This is a genomic window from Arenicella chitinivorans (assembly GCF_014651515.1).
GTDB classification, from domain to species: Bacteria; Pseudomonadota; Gammaproteobacteria; order Arenicellales; family Arenicellaceae; genus Arenicella; species Arenicella chitinivorans.
Window position 1 is genome coordinate 65,671 of sequence record NZ_BMXA01000003.1, and the last position, 20,352, is coordinate 86,022.

At 48.7% G+C, this 20,352-nt stretch carries 20 protein-coding genes; 12 read left to right on the forward strand and 8 right to left on the reverse strand.

Going from position 1 to position 20,352, the window contains the following annotated elements; translation table 11 throughout:
- Positions 1–286: 286 nt before the first annotated feature.
- Positions 287–1,486, forward strand: coding sequence for a tetratricopeptide repeat protein (locus tag IE055_RS10130; RefSeq protein ID WP_189400470.1), 1,200 nt, complete (start codon positions 287–289; stop codon positions 1,484–1,486).
- Here the strand turns inward: IE055_RS10130 and IE055_RS10135 are convergent, their stop codons facing one another.
- Genes IE055_RS10135 through IE055_RS10145 form a run of 3 tightly spaced genes read right to left on the reverse strand, consistent with a single transcriptional unit; the run spans position 1,487 to position 3,106 of the window.
- Positions 1,487–2,008, reverse strand: a complete 522-nt coding sequence (locus tag IE055_RS10135; RefSeq protein ID WP_229794239.1) for an arsinothricin resistance N-acetyltransferase ArsN1 family A — start codon at positions 2,006–2,008, stop codon at positions 1,487–1,489.
- An 11-nt stretch (positions 2,009–2,019) separates the two neighbouring features.
- Positions 2,020–2,736, reverse strand: coding sequence for an arsenical resistance protein ArsH (gene arsH, locus IE055_RS10140; RefSeq protein ID WP_189400472.1), 717 nt, complete (start codon positions 2,734–2,736; stop codon positions 2,020–2,022).
- A 52-nt stretch (positions 2,737–2,788) separates the two neighbouring features.
- Complete coding sequence (locus IE055_RS10145; RefSeq protein WP_189400474.1) at positions 2,789–3,106, reverse strand: metalloregulator ArsR/SmtB family transcription factor; 318 nt, start codon at positions 3,104–3,106, stop codon at positions 2,789–2,791.
- Positions 3,107–3,265: 159 nt separating this feature from the next.
- Between IE055_RS10145 and IE055_RS10150 the strand changes: the two genes are divergently transcribed.
- The 4 genes from IE055_RS10150 (at position 3,266) to IE055_RS10165 (ending at position 5,643) form a co-directional block, all read left to right on the forward strand.
- A complete protein-coding gene (locus tag IE055_RS10150) occupies positions 3,266–3,913 on the forward strand; it encodes a LysE family translocator (RefSeq protein ID WP_189400476.1) in 648 nt (215 codons plus the stop codon).
- Between the two features lie 14 nt (positions 3,914–3,927).
- Positions 3,928–4,416 carry a DUF6265 family protein gene (locus IE055_RS10155; protein ID WP_189400478.1) on the forward strand — a complete coding sequence of 163 codons (489 nt, stop codon included), beginning with the start codon at positions 3,928–3,930 and terminating at the stop codon, positions 4,414–4,416.
- Positions 4,417–5,032: 616 nt separating this feature from the next.
- Positions 5,033–5,470: a hypothetical protein gene (locus IE055_RS10160; protein WP_229794240.1), complete on the forward strand. Its 438-nt coding sequence runs from the start codon at positions 5,033–5,035 to the stop codon at positions 5,468–5,470.
- Positions 5,467–5,643, forward strand: coding sequence for a hypothetical protein (locus tag IE055_RS10165; protein WP_189400482.1), 177 nt, complete (start codon positions 5,467–5,469; stop codon positions 5,641–5,643). Before IE055_RS10160 ends, IE055_RS10165 begins: the two co-directional genes overlap by 4 nt.
- A gap of 169 nt (positions 5,644–5,812) precedes the next feature.
- On the opposite strand, the gene IE055_RS10170 is transcribed toward IE055_RS10165, so the two are convergent.
- Positions 5,813–7,909, reverse strand: coding sequence for a winged helix-turn-helix domain-containing protein (locus tag IE055_RS10170; protein ID WP_189400484.1), 2,097 nt, complete (start codon positions 7,907–7,909; stop codon positions 5,813–5,815).
- 391 nt (positions 7,910–8,300) lie between these two features.
- Between IE055_RS10170 and IE055_RS10175 the strand changes: the two genes are divergently transcribed.
- The 7 genes from IE055_RS10175 (at position 8,301) to IE055_RS10205 (ending at position 16,249) form a co-directional block, all read left to right on the forward strand.
- Complete coding sequence (locus tag IE055_RS10175; RefSeq protein ID WP_189400486.1) at positions 8,301–8,465, forward strand: hypothetical protein; 165 nt, start codon at positions 8,301–8,303, stop codon at positions 8,463–8,465.
- Positions 8,466–8,592: 127 nt separating this feature from the next.
- Entirely contained in the window at positions 8,593–9,831 is a 1,239-nt protein-coding gene (locus IE055_RS10180) for an HlyD family secretion protein (RefSeq protein WP_189400488.1), read from the forward strand.
- Positions 9,832–9,834: 3 nt separating this feature from the next.
- On the forward strand, positions 9,835–12,300 hold the full coding sequence (locus IE055_RS10185; protein WP_189400490.1) for an ABC transporter transmembrane domain-containing protein: 2,466 nt from the start codon (positions 9,835–9,837) through the stop codon (positions 12,298–12,300).
- Positions 12,301–12,302: 2 nt separating this feature from the next.
- On the forward strand, positions 12,303–13,454 hold the full coding sequence (locus tag IE055_RS10190) for a protein kinase domain-containing protein (protein ID WP_189400492.1): 1,152 nt from the start codon (positions 12,303–12,305) through the stop codon (positions 13,452–13,454).
- Positions 13,444–14,637 carry a cupin domain-containing protein gene (locus tag IE055_RS10195; protein WP_189400494.1) on the forward strand — a complete coding sequence of 398 codons (1,194 nt, stop codon included), beginning with the start codon at positions 13,444–13,446 and terminating at the stop codon, positions 14,635–14,637. The genes IE055_RS10190 and IE055_RS10195 overlap by 11 nt, the downstream gene beginning before the upstream one ends.
- Positions 14,638–14,667: 30 nt before the next feature.
- Positions 14,668–15,918: a metallophosphoesterase gene (locus IE055_RS10200; RefSeq protein ID WP_189400496.1), complete on the forward strand. Its 1,251-nt coding sequence runs from the start codon at positions 14,668–14,670 to the stop codon at positions 15,916–15,918.
- A 115-nt stretch (positions 15,919–16,033) separates the two neighbouring features.
- The gene (locus IE055_RS10205; RefSeq protein WP_189400498.1) at positions 16,034–16,249 is read left to right on the forward strand and encodes a hypothetical protein; all 216 of its coding nucleotides are present in this window, start codon (positions 16,034–16,036) and stop codon (positions 16,247–16,249) included.
- Between the two features lie 4 nt (positions 16,250–16,253).
- On the opposite strand, the gene IE055_RS10210 is transcribed toward IE055_RS10205, so the two are convergent.
- The 4 genes from IE055_RS10210 to IE055_RS10225 all read right to left on the reverse strand — a co-directional run bounded on the left by IE055_RS10210 (position 16,254) and on the right by IE055_RS10225 (position 20,235).
- Complete coding sequence (locus IE055_RS10210; protein WP_189400500.1) at positions 16,254–17,333, reverse strand: ABC transporter ATP-binding protein; 1,080 nt, start codon at positions 17,331–17,333, stop codon at positions 16,254–16,256.
- A 2-nt stretch (positions 17,334–17,335) separates the two neighbouring features.
- Positions 17,336–18,238, reverse strand: coding sequence for an ornithine carbamoyltransferase (gene argF, locus IE055_RS10215; RefSeq protein ID WP_189400502.1), 903 nt, complete (start codon positions 18,236–18,238; stop codon positions 17,336–17,338).
- 14 nt (positions 18,239–18,252) lie between these two features.
- Positions 18,253–19,404, reverse strand: a complete 1,152-nt coding sequence (locus IE055_RS10220; protein WP_189401194.1) for an aspartate aminotransferase family protein — start codon at positions 19,402–19,404, stop codon at positions 18,253–18,255.
- A 207-nt stretch (positions 19,405–19,611) separates the two neighbouring features.
- Complete coding sequence (locus IE055_RS10225; RefSeq protein WP_189400504.1) at positions 19,612–20,235, reverse strand: urate hydroxylase PuuD; 624 nt, start codon at positions 20,233–20,235, stop codon at positions 19,612–19,614.
- Positions 20,236–20,352: the final 117 nt, after the last annotated feature.

Below are 20,352 nucleotides of genomic sequence, written 5' to 3' on the forward strand. Positions count from 1 at the left end.
AATGGCACGCAAACACCGGCGCTAAGTGACAAGCTATTGAGCCTTGCTTCGTTTGCGCCATTTCGCATAGAGTGTTTTGTTCGGCGGCTTATTCGTCTGATCTCGTGCAGTGTTTGCCGCTCTCGTTATAAGAGTCGAACGAAGAGCCAACTACCACGGCATCGCCTCGTTGGGTCAAGACCTTTTGAGTCTATGTTAGGGAACGGTCATTGATACTGAGAATTTGTCGTCGCGACCGTTATACTAGAAAAATTAAATCAATCTAAATTAAGGGATGGGTAAGGCAATGCATAATATCGGTCGTAGAATCGCCATTTGTACGCTGACGACAACAATGCTGTGCGCGATGCTCTGCGTGTCAGTGTCAGCACAGGCTGAGCCGCCACGTCAGCCAGCGCTGGCTGCAAGCTTTGCTAATTACTTTAATGCGCGGGATCATGCGCAGATGGATCGACTGTTTGACACAGATGCATTTTGTGCTCGCGTCGCTAATTGGATGCACGATGGCACAGCGCAACAAGTTTTGTTTAAATTGCGCACATGTGGCGTTTATAAAAAACGCTCGTTTTCGAACATGCTCTTTGCTCAGGCCTATGCCACCAACCCCGTTGCCAAATATATTGGGCAAACCAAGCAAGGGCGTCCGGTAATTCGACTTGTCATTGACGGCGGCGGTTACGAATACATAGAGTTGCTGGTCCGCGACAGTGAGTTTGGTGGTGAAAAGAGCGCGCGTATTCACGACTTGATGTTTGCCTCTAAAGGGCAGTTTCACAGCAAATCAACGGCCACGACGATGGGTTTGTTTGGTGAAGTCAGCGCGAATACCATGAAACGTTTGCTTGGAATAGACGATGTGGACAATGATGTCGTGGCCGTCTTCACGAAGATGGCTGAAGCCGGTAAGCGCGGCGACTTTGCTGCTTCGCTACAGTTGCTTGACACTTTGCCGGAAGGAATCAGGACGACTAAGGTTATATTGCTACTACGAGCAGGTTACGCAATGCAAACGAGTGAGGTGCTGTATCGCGATGCATTGAGTGAGTTGAATCAACATTTTGGTGATGACCCAACTCTGGATTTTGCCTTACTAGACCATCATTTTTACCAGAACGATTATCAAAAAGCGTATGCCTGTGTTGAGTCGATTGAGCGACGTTATGGGTCCGATGCCTCGGTGCTGAATTTAAAAGCCAATGTGATGTCTGTGCTCGAACGTATGGATGAGGCATTTGAGACCATTGACACCGCACTCGTAAAAGAGCCCGAACTTGCCGATTTGTACACCACCAAATTGTATATGTTGACCTTTGAACAGCGTCACCAGGACATGCTGGACTTGATTAAACTGGCCAAGCAATATGGCGTGGCAGTCCAACTTGGGGCATCGTTATCCGATACAGTATTCGATGAGTTCCGTGCCTCAGAAGTGTATGAAGACTGGGTTGATCAGGCTGTGTACGGTGTTCAAGAGCCCCAAAGTTGATTAATCCTGATTGAGTAACTTTTCAACGATCACCACGTCCAACCATTGACCATTCACTTGGCCATGTCGTGCATAGAATCCGACTTCTCGAAACCCTGTCTTACGACACAGTGCCAAGCTGGCGTGATTAAAGGTGAATATACGTGACAGCAATTTGGTATAGCCTAGAGTCTCTGCCCGCTCGATAAGCTGACGCAATAACTTGGTGCCGACACCATGGCCGCGTGCAGCGTTAGTTAAATAGATCGAAAACTCCGTATTTTGGCGGTAGCAAGCGCGTGCTCGATATTCGAATATACGTGCAAAGCCAATCAGTTGATCATTCTGCTCAGCGACTAGCACCGGGTAGTCATCCAGCGTGTTGAACCAGGGTTCGATATCACTCACGCTTCTTGGCGTTGTATCAAAGGTCGATTCACCGGATTCGATACCTTGATTATAGATATCGCGGATTTGAGTGGCATCATCAGGCCGAGTAAGGCGCACCGTGATCGGCGCCGCTGATGAAATAGTGCTGGCCACGTTAACCTACATTAAATTGAGCGTTGGTTCACGCGCTGGCTGAGTTGTTCAGCGGATTCTACGCGTTCGGAATACCGATCCACCAGATAATCTTTTTGATGTCTTACCAGCAAGGTGAACTTCACCAGTTCTTCCATTACGTCTACGATACGATTGTAATAAGACGAAGGTTTCATTCGATCATCATCGTCAAATTCCAGATAAGCTTTGGCTACGCTGGATTGATTGGGAATGGTGACCATGCGCATCCAGCGTCCTAAAACCCGCAGTTGATTAACCACATTGAATGATTGTGAACCACCGCAGACTTGCATGACCGCCAGCGTTTTCCCTTGTGTCGGACGGACAGCACCAAGACTCAAAGGTACCCAGTCGATCTGACTTTTGAAGATGCTGGTCATGGACCCATGTCGCTCAGGCGAACACCAAACCTGGCCTTCCGACCACACCATCAGTTCCAGCAGCTCCTTGACCTTCGGGTGGTCAAAATCAGTGGTGTCTGGTTGAGGTAGACCTTCTGGGTTAAATACACGCACTTCGGCACCAAAATGTTCGAGTAAGCGCGCAGCTTCCTCGGTCACTAAGCGGCTGAAAGACCGTTTGCGTAAAGAGCCGTACAGCATCAGGATGCGTGGTGCATGCGTGAGCTTGTTGTCCGATTTTTTGTCGAACAAGGGCGTCTCTAGTTGAGATGAGTCAATGTTTGGTAATGAAGTTGCGTTAGACATGGTTTGCGATTCTAGTTAGTAAGGGTGAGAGATCGGCGCGATTCTGTGTTGATCAGCAGCATAATTTAGTAAGCCGTTCACGTGCTTCTTGGAAAAAATCTCCATTGTTTGCCAGAGTGGTCTGGATAACCGTTTGAGCCCACGATGGTAAGTTTGCATCGAGTTGGTAATAGACCCATCGTCCGCGTCGTTCGCCATACAATACCTGGCAGTTCCTTAGTTCTGCCAAATGGCGAGAAATCTTGGGTTGTTCCAAGTCCAGCGCGTCGGTTAGATCACAGACGCAGACTTCTTTGCGTGTTGCCACCAACAGTACGAGTTTGAGTCGAGTGTCATCGGCTAAGCACTTGAAAAGTTGTAAGGGGTTCATTGTTTGTGCGAAAGACATAATATATATGGAATATCATATATATGAAAATGCATATGTCAATATCCTATTACGTGTCGCTTTACACCGCTGGCTGTGACGCGGTATGGTAATTCTTGGCCCGGACACGGGTAATTAAAACGTACGCACTTGGAGTTTTCGATGGAATTGACGAGCGTAATGGGGTTTGTGGTCATGGCAACACTATTGGTGATTTCGCCTGGGCCCAATGGTCTGCTGGTTACCAAGACTTTTTATGCCGCGGGCAGGCCAATGGCGATTGCTAATATCGTCGGTTTTATCGGCGCATTCTATGTGCACGGCACACTAGCGGTTTTTGGCATCTCAATGTTGATTGTGCAGTCGGCACAGGCGTATCAGATATTTAAATTCTGTGGTGCGGCTTATCTGATCTGGCTCGGATTACGGTCCTTGATTGATGCTTGGCGGAGTGATTCAACCATCGCGCCGGTCCGTACAGTCGGACGAGCACAGTCCTACTCAATCCGCACAGGTGTCACGGAGGGCTTTTTAACTAACGTGCTTAATCCAAAGGTATCAATTTTTTATCTTGCCGCGTTTCCTCAATTTCTGCCATTAGAGGGCAGCTCGACGGTCGCGTACATGCTGGTGACCACACATATGCTGATTAATGTAGTTTGGTTTTCACTGATGGTAATGTTGTTGAGTCAAATAGACGTCGGTGCGACTGGCAAGAGATTACGTCGGGTGTTGAAATCGATCACTGGTACCTTTTTCATCGGATTTGGAATAAAACTGCTGCTGTTAAAACCAATGGACAGTGACTAGCAGAGACTAACCTAATGAGACTTGCCCCGACGCAGATACTTATCATGGTGGTGTTTTTGTTTTGGGTCGCAAAGGCTTGCGCCGCTGACTGTCATTCAATGGCGGCACTGGAGTGGATGCAGGGCGATTGGGTATCTGAAACACCAAAACGCAGTTACCACGAGTCTTGGTGGCGGGTCAGTGATCACACCTTTGAAGGGCGAAGCATGGTTCGTCGGGCTGGTCGAGAGGTGGTCAGTCAAGAATCACTCCGGTTGCTCTTTATGTCCGGTGATGTATTTTACCTTGCAAAAGTGCCTGAAAATCCGTTGCCAATTGCGTTCAAACTCAGTGTGTGTGGTGAGAAAAGTGCGACATTCACCAATCCTGAACACGACTTTCCTCAACGAATCCGCTACACACGGAAGCCCGATCACCGTCTCGCAGTCGAGGTTGGAACCTTGGAAAAGACAGCGTTCAAAATTATGTTTACGCAAAGTCGTGATTCCAATCCAAGGAAGTGACGTTCGCCTGAAGAATCTTTATCTCGGTGTTAGGCCTGGTCAGCGCAACTTTAAGCGCAATTACAGAAAACGCATGACAGTCTCAGATCTCGTGAAGCGTTGGTCCGTCCGCGTAGCCTGCCAGCCCACCTGTGATCAACGTTTAGCAACGCAAACATGAGATTGGCGCTACGACACCGGGGCGTTGCTATCCACCGCTGATATCGATCCGAGCGCGACTGGCAAAGAGGCTGATTCATCAAGGGGCTGCGTACGAGTAGATCCTCATTTCAGTCGCCGCGCGTAACAATATCAGCATGACCTTCGGCACCGCGCAAGACGGAATCAGATCATTGCCATCTTAGCGACCGTCCACTGCGTCACCAGCCAAGGGTTAGGTCTGATAGACGGTTTTTGAACCTTTCTCGAGATGTGTTATTGGTTTAGGTCGCATCGGGTGATTGAAATTCAGTGGTTTGTAAGTGTTTGATTTTAAATAAATAAAAAATCATTAACTAATCATTACGCAGACATTAAACAAGTCGGTCGCGATCTTTTTATAGTTTTCTCATCGCAACACAGCAGCGTCAACGCAATGCAGGTTTGATGTTCTGCTAGAAGGTTACAAGAGGACACTTTGTTAAATCGAAATTGCAAATCTCAGGTTAGAAAGCTGTCAATACTGGCGGTTTGCATTGGTCTGACGGGATGTGTGCCTTCGGATGAAGCGGAGGTTGCGATGGTGGCATTGATTGCGAATGCCAAGCAGTACCAACATCGACAGATTAAGACCTTCGGGTACTTAGCGATGAGCGACGAGCTTCGTTTGTTTTTGAATCGAGAGGATGCGCTAAACGGCAACTACTACCACTCGGTTTCGATTCAACAACTTACTGAGCGCGATCTGCAAAAAATCGATGCGTGTGTGAATCAATACGTTTCTGTCGCTGGCACATTTGATATGAAAAACAATCAACTCGTTTTCTCTCAAGCTGTGCGGTTTGAGGGCGGGGACAACAACATCTATTCACAACTCGTTTGTAATCACAACTTTAATATAAGAGGACAACAATGAAACTGACAAAACTTATTGCGACTTTGAGTGCGACTTTCATCCTTGGATTGGCAACTAGCCCGGCTTCTGCGTCGGCGTCATCGGGGGTAAATGCGGTGGATGAGCCAGGTGTTCTTTGTTATGTGTGCCCTCGGTGCTGTTCAAGAGACCCAAACATCGTGGGGCAAGAGTAAGTTTCCAGATTGTGGTGCTCTTCGACCCGGCACTGCAAATGTCTTGGTCTCAGGCTTACTCCTACCCTGAAGCCTGGGGAATCAAGGGGATGCCAATGAGAGGACAGGACGTTCTCTCGGCATTTTCCCCGTTCTACCGTAGAGTTAAACGCAGTCGTGTTTATCGCTGCTAGTGGCGCTTTTCGAGAATTTTAATTTCAGTTTCTTCGTTCAAAAATTTGGGGAACAGCACGCGTTTCTGGTCGGCAGAAATGGTGTAATCCAGTAACGGATTGAGTATCGGAAACAAAGTCTGGCGGTCCCGCGTTGTGAGATCGACATAAGTCAAAGTATTGGTATCCTTGCCAATCGATAGGTAATAGAACCCATTACCTCGCGCATACAACGCATCGTAGGCGTAGATGTTGGTGTCGTTGACCAGTTTTTCGACGGATTTGTCGGCAAGGTTCATTTTCCAGATTCCATTCTGGTGGTATTTGTAAAACAACATGTCGCCGTTGGCGGTTAGCTCAGGGGCGTAGCCGCCGCGTTCAGTGATTTTCACTGGTGGCTCGTCGGTACCGAGTTGTTTTTGATAAATCTGCCAGTCGCCGTCCAGGTCCGAGGAAAAGTAGATCGATTTGCCATCCAGAGCCCAGCTGGCGGTTTCAATGCGTGACGGTTTAGAACCCTGCCAAATAGTTTGATAGGTCTTTTTAGCGACATCAAAGGTGTATACCTCGGTGTCGGTCGTGGCCAGTATGGCGCTATCATCGGGTGACCAGCGTAAACGCGGGATTAGTCGTCCATCGGTGAATTTACTGAGTTGATACTCTCGTTGCTTACTGCGTATCCAGATCTGGGGTTGCCCGCTTCGCAGCGACATAAACGCGACATCATCGGATTGATTAGCAAGTTCGGGATACAAATCAATTTCACTGGATTGAATAACCGGTTCGTCAGTATCGCTAGCATCGGTGGTTCGTCCCCATATATCGACGCCGGTTTCGCCAGTCATGATGGCCAGTTTGTCTTCCAGCGGGTGTGCGCTGATCGCGTGTAAGGTGTCTGTGTTACCTAGGACTTGTTTGTGAAATTTGTGTTTCAGGGAATACGCGTAAACATCGTCGTTAGTATCTATGTAGTACAGGAATTCCCCATCATGAGACCAGGCCAGGGCTTTTCGCCAACCGTTCAGGTTGAACAACGTGGTGATTCTGGAGGTGTGTAGATCAAGCACATTGACCTCGGTATTGCCCCAATTCAGGTCACGCGAGAAGGCCAGGCGACGATTGTCATTGGATAAGGCAATATGAATATCGCCTTTTGACTTGCCGCTTTCAGGGTTGGTAAGTTGCTCACGCTTTGAAGTCTTGGTGGAATACTTATAAATTTTGTATGGGTCGACCGCCGAGAGTGAATCGGTGTAATAAATATGTTCGTCTTGGCCCCAAACGACTTCGTTGGGTAGGCCGCTGGCGTGGCAGTCGACAACTGGCGATGCCGTGGTATTGGTATCGTGCGTCTTCATTTGCATTATCTGGCACTGGCCTTCATGGTGCCGTACAAACACCAGAGAGCTGCCGTCAGGTGACCAAGATGGCGAAGTATCGTCACCACTGCCTCGAGTTAGTTGTCTTGGAGATTCGCCATCCACCGACTGCACGTACAGTTTAAAAAATGGTTCGCCTTTCGCTCGATGGGCATACGCAATAGAATGCCCATCGGGCGAGTAAGCTGCGTCTTTTTCCTGCCCAATTAGGACACTGAAGGGTTTAATGAGATTAAACGCCTGCATGGCCCGATAACTGGCAGACTTGGTCAAATAATACGATCCAACCCAGAAAGCGGCTACGAGCAATGGAAGGGCGACCAATAACGATAAAAATTTTGTTGAGTTAGTCCGAGTAGGCGACAGTGGCGCTTGGTCAATACTCGTTTGCGTTGGTGCCGGTGAACCAGGATCTGGCGCCGCTTGCCATTGCACTGGTTGCACTAACTGGTAGCCTTTTTTTCGTATCGTCGTGATATAGGCATTATTTTGGTCTTCGCCAAGTATTTTGCGAATTTGATTTATGACGCGATAGATCGCATGGTCGCCGACGATACGCCCCTTCCAAACATGCTGGATCAGTTCCTCCAGACTCACAACTTTGTTGGGATTCTCAGCGAAATGAACTAGAACAGCCATGGCCAACGGTTCCACGAAGAACTCTTGGTTCCCGAGAGAAAGCTTGTTCTGGTCCGGCGATATTTGCCAGGCGCCAAGGGTAAAGGGTCTACTCATCAATTATGTTTGGGCAGCGTAGGGTCAATCGCAAACTGTACCATACACTTTGCAGCAGGGACTAGCCGTTCAATCGGCGAAGGCGCGATGAAAATACCCAGGTTGTTGCATGTATTTGCTTGTCTTGCTGGCGAATTTTTATCGGCCTGTGACCTTTGGGTAGTCTAATTATTTAGGCGTAACATGTTGTATTTATTGATAATTTGTTCATTACATCGTCATTACAGTGATGCCAAATCAAAAGCTTGCAAAATTAACAAACTATTAGCCACAAATTACGTACCCATCAAACTCTAACACAGCAAATCTCTAAACTGGTCTCGTCGGTCAGGCATACACAGGTATGTCACTGACATTTAAATTTAACTTAACAATCAAACAGAGGTTCAAAATGAAAAAGTTAGACCAAGAGAAAAAAGTTGCAGAGTTGTCAATTGAAAACATGGACATCATCACCGAAGTTGACGATACAGCAGGCGCGGCGCTGGCGAACGACGACCAAAATGAGTGGTTTGAGTTTTGGACGCTGACTAGCGCGCACAACGTTAACAACTAAGCGAGCGTTCTTTACGCTTACGCGCATTGTGATGTGGTGGAGCCTTATGCTGGGAAACCTACCCCGAGATCCTACGCTCTCAGCTTGAGGCTCCACCATCTTTTCGTCCTTATACGAAGCGTGTCTTATGTCTCGAATTAATTCCAAATACGTCGCTGATCGACTACCAATTTTCGTTGGGATCAGCATCTTGCTGTCTCCGATCATCGTGATCGTGCTGCTAAATTTTGTCCCTGTAACGGAACAGATTGAACAGGTCGAAGGTGTGATCTCAAGTGACAGTGGCCCCCGCAGTCTGCGTGCGGAACGTCAGTTTCTGGTTCGTAAAAACCACGTGCGTGTCAATCAACACGTTCAGAAGGGTGATCTGTTGGTGGAGTTCGATGACCAAGAAACACGGCGGACCTTGGAGATGCAACGGTTAACTATCGAGAAGTTGGAATTTCAGATCCAGACTCTGGAATCTCAGCAAGCTCTGATCAGTGAGAATGTGGCATTGTTGGAAGACATTCATGATCAAAAAGCTCAGAAGAAAGTGTTGCTGGCTGCGCAGCAGGGGTCGCAGAAAAAGTTGCTGGACCAACAAAAAGAATTGTCAGTCAAAGCGGTTACCACGGCTAAGAAGCTGAGTCAGTCCTTAGCAAATGTTGACAGCCGCAGTATTTCAGAACTGCGTCGTCTGGAGATACTGCGTTCCACCAACAGCACGATTGGTGAATTGCAAACCCTAGAACAAAAACTAAGCGAACAGCCAATTTTGCATGCCCTAAAAGATATCGAAGCATCAATCGAGCTGTCATCGATTCGAGAAAAGATTGTCTCTTCTAAGATCGAGCTGAATGAGATTGCGACTCAGCTCAATGACGCGCAGCAAAAAATTAAAGAAGAACAGCTGGCATATCAAAACCTAATGACTGAGGTTGCGCGGTTTTCGATTCGAGCACCCATAACCGGCACAGTAGCGCACTTGTCTGACAACTTGAATAAGTCCAACATGATCAATAAGGATGAAGTGATTTTGATTATCTCACCTGATGTTGAACCAACGCTGAAAGCGCAACTGGCACTGACGGATGAGCAGTATAAGGATGCACGCGTCGCACAGAATGTGAATCTAGAAATCTGGGCTTGGAACCATTTTAAACACGGCGTGGTGACTGGCAAGGTGGTCGCTATTTCACCAGAAAAAGTGACTTCGGAATTGTTAAATAAGCCGAGCTATATCGCCGATGTCGAAATTCTACAGATGCCCAAGGACTACTACACTTTGAAACGGGGTTTCAGCCTCAAGGCAAATATCGATATTGGAACCATCAGTCTGCTTGACTACATTCTGAAGAAATTCAACCTAGAAAAACCGGCATAAACTATGAACGCTTTCGTCGAAAAAATTGTGTGCAGTAATCTAGGTGACAAACAACGCAACACCAATGATTGCGCCGTTAGCGTCGTCAAGACACTGTACAACCTGAAAAAGATAAATATTAATCGTAACCAGATTAAGGCATCGCTGACCCTGGATGAAGAGGGCGTTTCTTTCCAAAGTGTCAAAAGTCATCTGGTGGCCAATGGTTTTGATTGCGATTACATCGCATTAGGAACCCAGTCCAATCCGCTGGCGCAGCTAGCCGACCGAACACCATTGATTGCAATGGTGACTGCTGGTTTGCGCAAGCACTTTATCTTGATCAAATCGATCTATAAAAACCACGCCTTGGTGATGGACCCAGCAAACGGTGAGTTTCGAAACTGGTCGCTTGAGACGTTAGAAGCAAAGCTCACGCATTCGACATCTAAGGTCAATGAAGACATCTTAATTGCACATACGCGACAGTACATTCAGGAGCGATTGGATTCGTATGGACTGACAGTCGACGTGTCACTCAAAGCCAATTGCATCGAGACCTACAACAAACTAGGCTATTTTGATTGGTTCGCTAAGCAGCATGGGTTTCACGACACGCAAGATGAAAAAGCATTTCTAGGTTCGCTGATCGAGGCCGACGAAAAGAAGGTCTTGCCATCGCATTTTCGGAAGCTGCGTTACATCAACGACGCCACGAACATCAAAACTCCGGTGTTACTCACGGTCGATCTTGAAAACTACATTCAACCCGATGGTGTGGTGGAAGACAAACAACACAGTTCGGTGATCGCACGTTTGTTCGGCATCATTTTGCGTTCCAAGAAATCTTCTTGGTTGCTCTCGAGCTTCATGATGGTCGGATTTTTGGCTGCCATGATGACGTACATAGCTGTCTACGCGAATCAGATTCTGATCGACGAGATTTTTCCTAAGCGGCATATCCTGACCCTGTATTCATTCGCTTTTGTGCTGTTTATTTTTCGTTTTGGCGAGTTCTTTTTGAACGTACTCAAAACCGCCAGCCAGATATTTATGGATCAGATACTGGACAAATACTTCTATCAAACCTTCAGTCGCCAGTTGTTGTTTTCCAACGAGGAGTACATTCGAACCTACAGCAAAGGGGACTTGGCGCAGCGCGTCAATGACATTCTAAAAGTTAAGCAATTAGTCTCTAAATTTATCAACGACGTGTTGTTGAGTTCCGTCATCGTGGTGTTCTCGATTGGCATGTTGTTTTTCTACAATGCCACGCTTGCATTGATCGTATTTGGTATCGGCGCGCTGTATCTGGTGGTGTTTCGTTACGCGTCTTCCGTGGTGCGCAATTTGGAATCGACCCTGTTCACCGAGAAAGGCAAGTTGTTAAACACTCTGCTCGACAAAGTAGAGGGACATTCCATTATCCGCCGTTGTCAAAGCGAAACCTTTTTTATGGACGAAGATGCGGTCATCACTGAGAGCTATCTTCGCGTGCAGCAGAAAGCCCGGTTTACTGGCTTTTTCCTGTCTTACTTTCCACGCTTTATTAGCGTGATTGGTTCCATCGCGATGGTGATGGTGGCTGGGCGCTTACTCATTAACGATAACGCCTTGTCGCTGGGCCAGGTGCTGGCGGTGATTGGGCTGGCTGAGATTACCTTCAGTGCCATGCGCACGCTCCTTAGTGCACAACTTATGCTGCAGGAAAGTATTGTGGTGGTGGAGCGATTCTTTGACTTTTGCGGTGCTGAACCGGTGTCCGCGCCCAAAGTTGGTCAACGTAAGTCGATAAGTCGAATCGATATCCGTGACCTGCACTACCAGTTTCCGAATCAGAAATTTGCATTGAACATAGATCGGATAGCATTTCACCAAGGTGAAACAGTGTACGTGGATGGCGCCAATGGCTGTGGTAAATCCACGATGCTTAGTTTAATTGGTGGCTCGTTACAACCGACGGAGCCGCACACCATTCAGTACGTCGATCCCGACGGCGGGTTCGTTAGTGAGCCAGATGCGCGAAAAAGTGTTTTGCTGACACGACCTGAAGACAAGATTTTCAATAACACCCTTAATTTTAATATCTATTTGGGACGAGACACGCGCAATTTCGACATCTACTCACTGGCAAAGAAAATCGGCGCCGATGACTTTATTTGTCCGAGCCAGCTTCATGTCGATGCGTTGATCAGCGACGGTGGCAGTAATTTATCGGCTGGGCAGCGTCGTAAAATACTTTTGTTACGGGCCATCGTGAGTGACTGTAGCGTGCTTATTTTCGATGAGATTTTTCGCGGTGTGGATAAAGCGTCGAAGGAGAAAATCTGTCACTTCTTCAATGAATTTGATAATCGGACCTTGATCTTCACCTCGCATGAGCCGATTGATCAGCTGCGGGTGGATCGCGTGATTTCGATGGCTGGTGGTCGTGTCATTGACGACACCGCGAGTCATGACCAAACCATTATTTGTGAGGAGGCGGTGTAGTTATGCAGCTTTACCAACAACGAGAATCGATTCATTTTGAGGTAGCGAATCCAACCAGCGATCAGGTGATTGCGACGGTCACGCGCGGTCCAAGCAAAGCGCGATTTGCAATTAATCGAGCAATCATGACTTTTGTGCAGCAGTTCGAAACACCTTGTACCACCGATGAGGCGATCCGCCGCTATTGTAAGCAAGAAAGAATCCAGTTGACCGACGCACGGCAGCGAGATCTTCGTGCGTTCGCGCGCCAGATTGCTGCCACACTGCTCCTAAATCCGATTCACACCAACGCCGAAACCGCGGAGCAGTCGATCGCACCGCTCGGATTCGAGCACCGACGTACGTTTAAAGACAAGCGTTTTGATGCTGTGTGCTTGGTCAACACGCCAGACGGCTTGCAAGTGATCAAGAATATAAAAGAACAAGTCGTTACGCAGTCGGCACGTCGTGACATTCTGCGTGATCTCGAGAATGAGTTTCGGGTGCTCACGCGTCTAGACGGTGTGTCTGGGGTTGTTGCTGCGCGGACTTTCTGTGCTACCTCGCCGGCCTATTTCGCAATGGACTATGTGTGCGGAGATCGGTTGGACAAATACGTGCGTTCGCAGCCATTATGTTTGCTGCAGCGTTTGGACATGGCGATGCAGCTATTGAGGTTGTTTGCAGAGATCCACGACGCCGGTGTATTGCACGGTGATGTTCATCTTGGCAACTTTATGTGTTCGCCAACACGGCAGATAACCGTTATCGATTTCGGCTGTGCCAGCATGCAGGATTCAGACTACCGTCCTAGCGGTGGTGCAACACCACATTTTGCGCCACCCGAGCGTGCTTCCGAGAGCTGGACCCGGGTGTGCCATTCACAACCAACGCGAGCAAGCGAGTGTTACCAGCTAGGTATTGTGATTGCCTATGTGATGACCGGCACACTGCCGTTTCGGGGTAAAACCTATCGCGAATTGCACCGTGCCATTATGTCCGCTGAATATAGGCTGCCAACAACAACGCCGGATGGGCAGCCGATTCCGCCAGCGCTGCACAATCTGATTGGCGACATGTTGCAGCGAAACCCCGATGACCGACCATCCGACCTGATGCGTCTGGCTCACCAATTTCAATCTTATGCAAACCAGGAGAGTGCCCATGTTATTTAGTCAACTTGATGACTCGACACCGGACAATGGTGTTGTCAGTGATTTCACCCTAGAAAGTGTGCTGCGGCCGCTGACCGCACAGGACTTTTTTGATGATTATTGGGAGAAAAAGCCCTTTATCATTAAACGCAATAACCCAGATTACTATAAAGAGATTCTGAATCTAGAGACCTTGAACGAAGTGTTTGCTTCTCGTATGTTTCGAGCGTCGGACATGCGTATTTTTAATAATGGTGAGAAGCGTGAATTCCAAGCATTTTCGAAGAAGAACAAAGCCAACGGCAACGTGGTGTTGAAAGAATTTGAAAATGGTTCGACAATTATTTTTGAAAACTTGGATCGCAATCATCTGCAGCTCGCCAAATTGATTCGAAACCTTGAAAATGAACTGCATATTGATTTGCGTACCAATGTGTATCTCACGCCAGCGCAGGCAACCGGCTTCAAGGCACATTGGGATACACACTGTGTGCTGGTGATGCAGGTTCACGGCACCAAGCAATGGGAGATTTATGATAACCCGGTACCACTGCCCACAGAGAATCAAAAATACGACCCAGAGACCGGCGCGAAGGCGCAACACATTACCTCATTTCTAATGGAAGAAGGTGACATTGCTTATATTCCGCGCGGCTTCGTGCACAAAGCCAGTGCGCAGGACCAAGCTAGCTTGCACGTGACTATGGGGCTGCGTCCCTTGGCGGTAAAAGACTTGTTGCGTGAGGTATTAAACAGTGTTTGCAAACAACATGTCGATCTTCGGCATGGTTTATTACCCAAAGGCGAATTTGATGATGAAGCCTTGCGTGCCCAGTTGGTTGAGATCATGCAGCAGGCCGACTTATCTAAGTACCGCGAGCGGCTATACAAGAAATATATTCTAGAACGGTATCCGATTCTGGACACGCAACTCAGCAGTTTGGTCAAAAATAATGTGATCGAGCAAGAAACTGATTGCCAAGTGAAACCCCACATGGTGTGGAAAGTGTTCGAAAACGAGTCGCAGTTGTCACTGTTGTTCGACGGTAAGTCAATGCATTTTCCGAAAGCCATGAAACCAAGCCTGACGTTCTTCGAACAATGTCGAAAGTTCTGCGTTGATCAAATTCCGGGTCTTGATCAAAAGAGTCGTCAAATATTAGCACAGCGTCTGGTGCATGAAGGCTTTCTAGAGGTGCATTAGCGTATGGTTCGGCGCTGGCGTCGTATAAGTATGTGGATCGGGTTGTCCCTCATTATCATCGCCCTGACGTGGTTTGTCCTTGCCATGTCACGGGCGGTGGTGGTGTTCACAGAAGGGGGTATTTATCAACGCATCATGATTCCGGTTGGGGCAAAGTTTCTAGCCTGGCGTGCAGACTTGGCAATCCATGCAGAGCAACCCGATTTGCGTATGCCACAAGGACCAATTGTGGCACCACGCGCGGATAATCGCTATGAAGTTTCTTGGGTGTGTGGTCAAGATGTACAGCGTGAACTGGTGACAGCAACCGAAATTGACCTCCAATGTCGAGATCATCGGCGACATATTCATTGGATGACAACACAAGCAACACAGCGGCCCTTCAGCTCAGACAACAACGTAGCCGTGATCAGCGATTTAGAGGGGAATTTGGCGTATTTTCTGGATTGGGGTAAACACGCTGGTGTATTAGATGATGCTGGGCGATGGGCCTTTGGAGATGGTCAGCTGGTGATTCTTGGTGACAGCGTGGATCGTGGTCGCCAGGTTTTCGATTTGCTGTGGAAATTGCATGCACTTGAATATGAAGCAACCATCGCGGGTGGTGCGGTACATGTAATTTTAGGCAATCATGAACAGTACGTGTTGCAAGGCCGACTCTCGAGTGTGGAACCGGAACACCTTTGGGCCACTGAACAAATGATGCCGTATGCGGATGCCTGGTCTGCTCAAACGGTGCTTGGTCGGTGGTTGCGCAGTAAACCAATTATGCTGACGCTGGGCGACACGCTATTCGTGCATGGTGGCATCAGTCCCAGTGCATTACAGCTGGGTTTGACGGTGGAACAGTGGAATCAGCGGCATCGCAGTGCCCTTATGCTCAACAATCATGATCCTCAAGTATTCGGGCCAACGTCGCCGACGCAATACCGTGGTTACTTATATGCAACCGACGCCTATTCGCTGGCAACCCAATCGCACATTGAAGCAACGTTAACACAGTTCGGTGTCCAACGAATCGTGGTTGGCCATACGCAGACAGAGGCTCTAACACCGCGTTTTAATAATCGAGTCTTCGCAATCGAGCTGGGCGAACACGCTGGCGACTATTTAATGATCATGAATCATGAGCCGGTGGTGAAGCAGAGCGAACTACGCAAACAGCGATTTCGTGACCCCAATACACATCAGCGACAATTTGAATTACTTAACCGCTCAGACTGGCGAGCATTTTTTGGTGTGTTTATTACGGCAGGTCGATCTGTTTTTGCGTCTATGTGATGTATTGTGAATACGAATTTCACCACCAGACGGTATGTTAGTTCTGTCGCCGATTAGTAACATAATCGTGGTAATACTATTCTAGACAAAGATGTGATTTGATCAGGGGAAGGGTATGAAAATTAGACACAAGTTCGATCGTCCTACATCGGAGCACCGTCATCAATGGGTCACGGTCGTGGACCCGTTAAACCGTCGCTCACTGCTCCAAGCGTGTGACAATTGTGGAGTTGTTAAGTCAGAAAACTCAGTGGTCCGTGCATGTCGGGCACCACAGGGGCAGGCATTGATCTCCTCTGCGATGGCCGTTAATCACAATATCGCAGTCTAAACCGTCACCTTCGCAAGAACTCGCTACCGACCACTTGCTGTTCGAAACATACTAAGTGGTCCGCGTCGATTCGAATGCCGATGATGTCATCGATTTCGTAGTCATCGTGACTCGGTACCAGGCACAATAATGTGTCGTTGCTACTGGTAAGCAGTGTGTACAGCGTTTGTGCGCCTTTGAATGCCTTGCGGATTACCCGTGCTTGGATTGCACTTTGCGGGTCGTACTTGACATCATCAGGTCGCAGTAATAAGTCCACTTTTTTGCCTGCTAGTGATTGATTAACACGCTCGCCGCGCAGCTCACCGAAGCCGGTAATGACTGTATGATCTTCAACCATTTCACCAGACACAAACACACCATCACCAATGAACTTGGCGACAAAGCGGCTGTGTGGCGCATGATACAAGTCGAACGAAGTTCCCCATTGCATCAACGCGCCCTGCTGCATTACGCCGATTTGGTCGCCGAGCGCAAAGGCGTCATGTTGGTCGTGCGTCACCATAATGGCTGTAATGCCAAGGCGTTTTAACAGGGCACGTACTTCATACCCCAGATTCTCGCGTAGACTGGTGTCGAGGTTTGAGAAAGGTTCGTCCATCAGCAGCAGCTTAGGCCTTGGAGCAATAGCCCGCGCTAAAGCAACTCGTTGACTTTGGCCGCCTGAAAGCTGATGCGGGTAGACATCGTAATAATCTTGCATACCAACTAATGTCAGCATTTCCATGACGCGGTCACGGCGTTCCGTAGCCTTTAGCTTCGCCAACCCAAAGCCGACATTGTCGCCAATTTTTAGGTGCGGAAACAACGCATGGTCTTGGAACACCATGCCGACGTTGCGTTGTTCGGGTGGTACAACATGATCCGGTGTCGAAAGAACCTTACCATCGAGCCTAATGCGTCCGGCGTCGGGTGTTTGAAAGCCACTCAAGGCGCGCAGCACAGTGGTTTTACCGCAGCCGCTGGGTCCCAAGAGACAGGCCAGTTCGCCTTCCGACAAAGCGAAACTCACATTGTTGACGACAGAGGGTTGCGCATCGTAGCTGATACGTAACTGTTCGACGGTCAGAAACGAATTTGGCATGCCTAGGTCAACAAATATTCCAGCAGCGCTTTCTGTGCATGGAGGCGATTTTCGGCTTCTTGCAGCACTGCACTTTGTGTGCCTTCGATGACCTCATCCGTAACTTCGAAACCGCGATACGCCGGCAAACAGTGAAGAAACAGCGCGTCTTTATTCGCCAAGTTCATGAGTTGCTGATCAACGCAGTAACCTCGGAACGCGGCTTCGCGTTCTGCACGCTCAGATTCTTGCCCCATACTGGCCCACGTATCGGTGACGATGGCGTCGGCATTGCGTACTGCTTCTTGCGGTGACGTCATGACCTTCACGTGTGCCTTATTGAGTTCGATCAGTTGTGGTGTTGGAGCGAACTCAGCAGGGGTCGCAATATGTAAGGTAAATCCGAACACACGAGCTGCGTTCATAAATGAATTACAAACATTGTTACCATCGCCAATCCAAGCAATCGTCGCGCCTTGGATATCGCCACGCAATTCCTGAAATGTTTGCACGTCAGCCAATAACTGGCATGGATGACAATAGTCAGTCAGTCCGTTAATTACTGGCACACTGGCGTGGTGTGCGAACGCTTCTACATCCGCATGCGACGAGGTTCGGATCATGATGCCGTCGACCATGCTGGAGACGACACGGGCTGTGTCTTTGATGGGTTCACCGCGCCCGATTTGTGTATCGCTCGGACTCAGATACAAACTGCCGCCACCAAGTTGACGCATGCCAACTTCGAACGAAACGCGAGTACGCGTCGATGATTTGCTGAAGATCATTGCCAGACTTTTTTGCTTTAGCGGCAAATGAGATTTGCCGGCACGTAGATCGGCTTTGAGTTCGATCGCACGATCAATCAGGTCCCGCAAAATCGAGGGGCTTAGGTCATCAAGGGTAAGAAAATGTTGTACGGACATGGTGGAATTTCATTTTAAAGTTCAGAAACGATGTCGTGGATCGTATCGGCGATTTGTTTTGCCTGCGATTCGCTCAGCAGAACCGATGGCAGTAAGCGGATCACTTTGCCAGCGCCAGTAATGTTGACAACCAAGCCGCGTGCCAGGAACAGAGCAGCAAGGTTATCGTAGGCTTTATCGAGTTCCACACCCAGCATCAATCCGCGTCCGCGAATGTCGACCACTTGTTGCAGTGTGCCGAGTTTTTGACGCAGTTGCTTTTTCAGGAAGTCACCGATCTCGGTGGCTTGCGCCAGCAGATGCTCTTCTTCGATAATCTGCAGCACCGTATTACCAACATGGCAGGCGAATGGATTGCCGCCAAAGGTCGTACCATGACTCCCGGGCTGGATCAGTTCAGCGGCATCGCCGCGAGCGGCGCAGGCTCCAATTGGGATTCCGTTGCCGAGTGCCTTCGCACTGGTAACCACGTCGGGCAGAACGCCGTCATGCTGATAGCCAAACCATTTGCCGGTACGGCCGATCCCAGCCTGGATTTCGTCCAGTATCATCAACCAGCCATGTTGATCGCAGAGCTGTCGAATTCCAGCCAGATACCCTTCATCCGGTACAATGATGCCACCTTCGCCTTGAATGGGTTCCAGCATCACAGCCACCACGTTTGGGTTGTCGGCGTGGGCTGCAACCGCGGTAATATCGTTGTAGTCGACGTGAATAAACTCGGAGACTAAGGGTTCAAAGCCGCGCTGGATGTTCGGGTTGCCGGACGCGGATAGCGTGGCCATCGTACGACCATGAAACGCGTGATTCATGGTGATGATGACCGGGTTGGCGATCGACTTTTTGCGCGCATGTAACCGCGCAATTTTAATCGCTGCCTCGTTCGCTTCCGCACCTGAGTTGCCGAAGAACACCTTGTCCATACCGGAAACCTGGCAGAACTTAGTACCAAGTTTGGATTGCTCTTCAATATGGAACAGGTTGCTGGTGTGCAGTAACTTAGTCGCCTGCAAGGAGATCGCCTGACTGATTTTGGGGTGACTGTGCCCCAAAAACGTCACCGCAATACCACCCAGAGCGTCTAAATATTGTTTGCCCTCAGCGTCCCAAAGCTGGCAGCCTTCGCCACGCACAAAACTCACCGGTTGCCGTGCATAGGCGTTCATTAACGCTGGTTCAGGGTACTGCGTTGGCCTTTCTTTACGAAACTTCTTCAGTAGGTTTTGGAGCATGGTGACAGCACACTGTTCGGCAAAGTAGTGGATGGAAAATAAATGAAATTCAAAAAATAAAAGCGCCCGGAGGCGCTTTTATCGTCTGGTTTTACCGAGTTTACTCGGTCTGCAGGGCGTTTGAAAAGCCCCAGGCACGTTTTACACGAAGTAAAAAACGCCAGCCAGTACAGCCGTCAGTAATAGACTCATATGGATTACGCCAGCCACGGATGCCAGCGGGCCCTGTTTGCCGAAAATGGCATTGATTTCCAGCAATGCAATGATGGCCAAAACAATCCATAGGTCTGTGCCAAGCCCGTCGGTCGGTGATTGTGCTTTGTGGGCCGATGCCAACATAAAATACGCCATTGGACCAGAAAATAAAGTATTGGTCCGTGACGCCAATAGCGCTTTTGCGCCTGCTGCTGGGCCATCGCCCGGTTTCATGCCAAGGGCAATTTGCTGTGCTGGCCAAATGATCAGCCAGACGTTTAAGAACATTAGGGTGCCCATGGTCGCACCGGCAATGATGTATTGGTTAAATTTGAGTGTGGCACCGATGGTGTGCAGTAGATACAAACCGGTCAAAAACGTGAACATGGCGCCCCAACGAAACCACCACAGGGCGCTGGGCGCGAGTTTTGCTTTGGCGTCCGCTAGGCCTTCGGCACTGGCCGCCTTGAAATAGCCACCTTGAACAAAGTTAAAGTAATACAGCATACCGATCCACGTTATGCCGAACATCAGATGTAACCAGCGACTAATAAAATTGATTTCTTCCATTTGGAGTTACCTCGTTATGTGTGGTCTCAAGTGAGACGGGGCTGCGCTTCACATCACCAGTCACTGCATCGGTCTTCAATACTGTGAAATCGCGGTAACCATGGTTATACACCTTTT

Bases quoted from the DNA above. Each gene is read 5' to 3' on its own strand.
- arsH (WP_189400472.1), bottom strand. From the start codon at position 2,736: ATGTCTAACGCAACTTCATTACCAAACATTGACTCATCTCAACTAGAG.
- IE055_RS10220 (WP_189401194.1), bottom strand. From the start codon at position 19,404: ATGAACGCCTATGCACGGCAACCGGTGAGTTTTGTGCGTGGCGAAGGC.
- IE055_RS10145 (WP_189400474.1), bottom strand. From the start codon at position 3,106: ATGAACCCCTTACAACTTTTCAAGTGCTTAGCCGATGACACTCGACTC.
- IE055_RS10195 (WP_189400494.1), top strand. From the start codon at position 13,444: ATGTTATTTAGTCAACTTGATGACTCGACACCGGACAATGGTGTTGTC.
- IE055_RS10205 (WP_189400498.1), top strand. From the start codon at position 16,034: ATGAAAATTAGACACAAGTTCGATCGTCCTACATCGGAGCACCGTCAT.
- IE055_RS10170 (WP_189400484.1), bottom strand. From the start codon at position 7,909: ATGAGTAGACCCTTTACCCTTGGCGCCTGGCAAATATCGCCGGACCAG.
- IE055_RS10180 (WP_189400488.1), top strand. From the start codon at position 8,593: ATGTCTCGAATTAATTCCAAATACGTCGCTGATCGACTACCAATTTTC.
- IE055_RS10190 (WP_189400492.1), top strand. From the start codon at position 12,303: ATGCAGCTTTACCAACAACGAGAATCGATTCATTTTGAGGTAGCGAAT.
- IE055_RS10200 (WP_189400496.1), top strand. From the start codon at position 14,668: ATGTGGATCGGGTTGTCCCTCATTATCATCGCCCTGACGTGGTTTGTC.
- IE055_RS10225 (WP_189400504.1), bottom strand. From the start codon at position 20,235: ATGGAAGAAATCAATTTTATTAGTCGCTGGTTACATCTGATGTTCGGC.
- argF (WP_189400502.1), bottom strand. From the start codon at position 18,238: ATGTCCGTACAACATTTTCTTACCCTTGATGACCTAAGCCCCTCGATT.
- IE055_RS10155 (WP_189400478.1), top strand. From the start codon at position 3,928: ATGAGACTTGCCCCGACGCAGATACTTATCATGGTGGTGTTTTTGTTT.
- IE055_RS10150 (WP_189400476.1), top strand. From the start codon at position 3,266: ATGGAATTGACGAGCGTAATGGGGTTTGTGGTCATGGCAACACTATTG.
- IE055_RS10185 (WP_189400490.1), top strand. From the start codon at position 9,835: ATGAACGCTTTCGTCGAAAAAATTGTGTGCAGTAATCTAGGTGACAAA.
- IE055_RS10175 (WP_189400486.1), top strand. From the start codon at position 8,301: ATGAAAAAGTTAGACCAAGAGAAAAAAGTTGCAGAGTTGTCAATTGAA.
- IE055_RS10130 (WP_189400470.1), top strand. From the start codon at position 287: ATGCATAATATCGGTCGTAGAATCGCCATTTGTACGCTGACGACAACA.
- IE055_RS10210 (WP_189400500.1), bottom strand. From the start codon at position 17,333: ATGCCAAATTCGTTTCTGACCGTCGAACAGTTACGTATCAGCTACGAT.
- IE055_RS10165 (WP_189400482.1), top strand. From the start codon at position 5,467: ATGAAACTGACAAAACTTATTGCGACTTTGAGTGCGACTTTCATCCTT.